The organism is Legionella sp. km772, from assembly GCF_003989735.1.
Lineage (GTDB): Bacteria > Pseudomonadota > Gammaproteobacteria > Legionellales > Legionellaceae > Legionella.
Window position 1 is genome coordinate 1 of the sequence record NZ_RZGQ01000208.1, and the last position, 4,424, is coordinate 4,424.

Sequence of the window (4,424 nt, forward strand, 5' to 3'; positions counted from 1 at the left end):
TGATTTTTTTGATGCAGTGTAATAATTTCGCTTTTTGGTCATTCTATTCCCCTCTTATATTAGAAGAATAGCTCTTAAAAATACCTTTTTTTCGTCTAAAAATCCGCGCCTATATCATAGTAACATCCTGTTAAAAAAGAAAAGGAAACAAAATCATAACATACTATTTAGCTCTCAAAGCATTTTAAATTAGATGCAGAATACGCGACTTGAAGGTATAATTATCACCTTTTTACGAATGTTTTGAAGACTATGGCAGCTACAACGATACTCTACCAAGCGACACAAAATAAACAAATTTGGGGGCAACTTTATGGTAGCAGTTTAACGCTTGCTTTAGCAGAATATTGTCAACAAACCCCCGGCATAAAAGTGTTAATTACCCAGGATACTTTGAGTGCCAATCAATTAATTGAAGAATTAAGTTTCTTTTTTGACCCTAAAGGTCTTGCTCAAGAACTACTTTTATTTCCCGATTGGGAAACGCTACCCTATGATCAATTTTCTCCCCATCAGGATATTATTTCACAACGCTTATACACCTTAAGTCGCATTCAACATGCGAAAAATGCAGTTATTGTAAGTTCAATCAGTACCTTAATGCACCGTCTTTGTCCTCCAGAGTTTATTCATCAATATGCCTTATTATTAAGACAAGGACAAAAATTAGATTTAGAGCTCTTTCGCAACCAACTTCAGCAAGCAGGTTATCATAATGTTAATAAAGTCTTAGAGCATGGTGAATTCGCATTACGTGGCTCGATTATTGATGTTTATCCAATGGGAAGTGGACAACCTTTTCGTATAGAGCTTTTTGACGATGAAATTGAAAGTTTAAGAGAATTTGATACCGAAACGCAAAGGACTGTAGAAAAAACCAATGAAATTAATGTCTTACCAGCCCGTGAATTTCCTTTAAATGAACAAAGCCAAACTTTATTTAGGCGTAAATTTAGGGAGTTATTCCCAGGAAATCCAAGCCAATGCCCTATTTATGAATCAGTCAGCCAAGGTCAATTTCCTTCTGGTATCGAATATTATCTTCCGCTATTTTTTGAAAATACCCTGACTTTCTTTGACTACTTGCCTAAAGACAGCAAGCTTTGTCTTATTGAGGACATCCAAAGCCACGGGGAACAGTTTTGGTCAGAAGCAAGTGAGCGCTATGAGCAAAGACGCTATGATGTAAGCCGCCCCATTCTTCCACCTGATTCTTGTTTTATTAATGTACAAGATTGGCTTACCAGAGCAAACACTTATGAACAATTACGGGTATTTCATAAAGCGTCTGAAAAAAAAGGGGCTCTAAATTTTAACATCGCCAAAGCCCCTTCTTTACCTATTGATCGAAAAAGCCCGGAGCCGCTTAATCAATTACGCACCTATTGCACCCAAAAAGCGACTCGTTATTTATTAGTGGTAGAAAGCGCAGGCCGCCGTGAAGTGATTCTCGATTTATTAAAAATGAGTGGGATAATTCCCAAAATACAGGCTTCTTGGCAGGATTTTCTTAATGACGATGCCTTAATTAACATCACAACCGGCCCTTTAGTCTATGGCTGTGAGCTTAGCGATAAAGATCTTATTATTATTGTAGAATCACAATTATTTGGTGAACAAAGTATTCCCCAACGCCGGAGCAACCAAAAAACCATTGATCCTGATTTAATCATTCGCGATATGGCCGAATTGCGGGTTGGAGAACCTGTCGTCCATTTACAATTTGGTGTGGGTCGGTATCAAGGATTGCAATATATCGAAGCTAATAATATATCCAGTGAGTTTTTAGTTTTAACTTATGCAGGTGAAGATAAAATTTATGTTCCCGTCACCTCTTTGCATCTAATTAGTCGTTACACTGGCGTTGATAGTGAACATGCCCCTTTGCATAAACTCGGCACTGATCAATGGCAAAAAGAGAAGAAAAAAGCTGTTGAAAAAATTCATGATGTGGCAATAGAGCTCTTAGATTTATATGCTAAAAGAGAGGCCCAACCCGGTCAGCAGTATGAGTTTAACCATAATGAATATCAAAAATTTGCCTCTGCTTTCCCCTTTAGTGAAACGACTGATCAATTAAATGCGATAGAGCAAATAATCAAAGACATGCAATCACCCCGTCCTATGGATCGCCTAATCTGTGGCGATGTAGGCTTTGGGAAAACTGAAGTTGCGATGCGTGCCGCCTTTGTCGCCGTACAAAATGGCAAACAAGTATGTGTCCTTGCCCCAACAACCTTATTAGCAGGTCAGCATTTCGAATCCTTCCGTGATCGCTTTGCCGATTTTGCTATTAATATTGATCTTTTATCACGTTTTCGCAGTGCAAAAGAATCGGAAGCCGTGATTCAAGGCCTCAGTTGCGGAAAAATTGATATCGTCATCGGCACTCATAAATTATTTCAAAAATCCATTGCTTTTAAAAATCTAGGCCTATTAATTATCGATGAAGAGCACCGTTTTGGGGTTAAACAAAAAGAATACATGAAGTCCTTACGTACTCATGTCGATATTTTATCAATGACTGCAACCCCCATTCCCAGGACTCTAAATATGGCAATGGCGGGAATACGTGATATATCGCTCATTGCAACCCCACCGGCAAAACGCTTAGCGATTAAAACCTTTTGGCAAGAAAAGAAAGATTCTATTATTCGTGAAGCCATTTTGCGGGAAATTTTGAGGGGTGGACAGGTCTTTTTCTTACACAATGAAGTTCAGACCATTGAGCGCATTTGCCAAGATATACAAACCTTAGTACCGGAGGCTAAAGTCCGAAGCGCCCATGGGCAAATGAGAGAGAGAGAATTAGAGCGGATTATGTCTGATTTTTATCATCACCGTTTTAATGTCCTTGTTTGTACCACTATTATTGAAACGGGAATTGATATCCCTACTGCGAATACCATCATCATCGATAGAGCGGATAAATTTGGTTTAGCACAACTCCACCAATTACGCGGTCGAGTGGGACGCTCACATCATCAAGCCTATGCCTACTTATTAAGCCCTAATGAAAAATCATTAACCAAAGACGCCATTAAACGTCTAGAAGCTATTGTCTCTTTAGAAGACCTAGGCGCAGGCTTTACTTTAGCTACTCATGATATGGAAATCCGGGGTGCAGGAGAGCTTTTAGGGGAGGAACAAAGTGGTAACATGCACGCTATCGGCTTTAATCTTTTTATGGAATTATTAGAACGCGCGGTTGACGATTTGAAAGCAGGTAAAACTCCCGAACTTTCTGCACCAATGAATCAAGGCCCAGAAATTGATTTAAGGATCAGCGCGATTATTCCCGAAGACTACATTGGCGATATTCATAATCGTTTAATTATGTATAAACGTATTTCGAATGCTAAAACTAAAGAGCAGCTACACGATTTGCAGGTAGAGTTAATAGACCGCTTTGGTTTATTACCACCCCCGGTAAAAAATCTTCTACTCATTACCGAATTAAAACTGAAAGCCGCGCAATTAGGAATTCAAAAAATTAGCGCCTCGGGTCAGCAAGGAAAGTTAGATTTTACAGAAAAGCCTGCTATTAATCCTGCAGAATTAATTTCATTAATCCAAGTACATGCCAAACGTTATCAAATGGAAGGGCCGCAACGCTTGAAGTTCACAATTGATGCAACAAGTGCTGAGGAGCGCATTTTTGAAATTAGTTCCTTACTTACTAAACTCGCCCTATGAAATTAACTCCTTTTCTTTTTTTAATTTTTTCGACTAAGACGTTTTCGAACCCGGTAGTCAGCGAGTACCACAGTTACTACAAAATTAAGGGGTCAACCAGCCAAGACTTAAGAAAAGAATTATCTGCACAAGGCCCGGTACTTAATGGTGAGCATTTTGATGCAAAAGTGAATTGGTCCATTAATTGGTATTATCAGTGCACTCGTAATAGCCAAAACGACCACCAAATTAATCGCGTTCATGTCAAACTTAGAATAGACCACTTCATGCCCCAGTGGGGAAATAGAGAGTTTGCTGAGCACCATTTAAAAATTAAATGGGATAACTACTTAAAAAACCTAACAACTCACGAACAGGGCCATGCCGATAATGGATTAAAGGCAGCTCAAGAAATAGAAGCTCTATTAATAAATACGCCTCCTCTACCAACCTGCAAAATTTTAAAAAAGCACTTGGATGAGAACATCTACGCTATTATAAAAAACCATAATCAATGGGACAGTAATTATGATCTAATAACCCAACATGGTAAAACACAAGGCGCGAGCTTCCCCTAACTCATCCCCAGCGATTCTGGTTTATCGAGATCGTCAGCTAAATGTTCCTCAGTAACTCATGTTACGCACGGTCAATTTTAAGCTGCCATATTTTTAAGCTCCTGCCAAGCAATCTGGTTCGCTCTAAGAATCAATTTGTACTTAATAGCAAAGTGATTTAAATGAGTTTTT

2 protein-coding genes are annotated in these 4,424 nt (G+C 38.8%); both read left to right on the top strand.

Annotated features, from left to right (window positions below):
* The first annotated feature begins 252 nt into the window (after positions 1-252).
* Complete coding sequence (gene mfd / locus ELY15_RS13760; protein ID WP_127101010.1) at positions 253-3,696, top strand: transcription-repair coupling factor; 3,444 nt, start codon at positions 253-255, stop codon at positions 3,694-3,696.
* A complete protein-coding gene (locus ELY15_RS13765; RefSeq protein ID WP_127101012.1) occupies positions 3,693-4,253 on the top strand; it encodes a DUF922 domain-containing protein in 561 nt (186 codons plus the stop codon). The genes mfd and ELY15_RS13765 overlap by 4 nt, the downstream gene beginning before the upstream one ends.
* Positions 4,254-4,424: the final 171 nt, after the last annotated feature.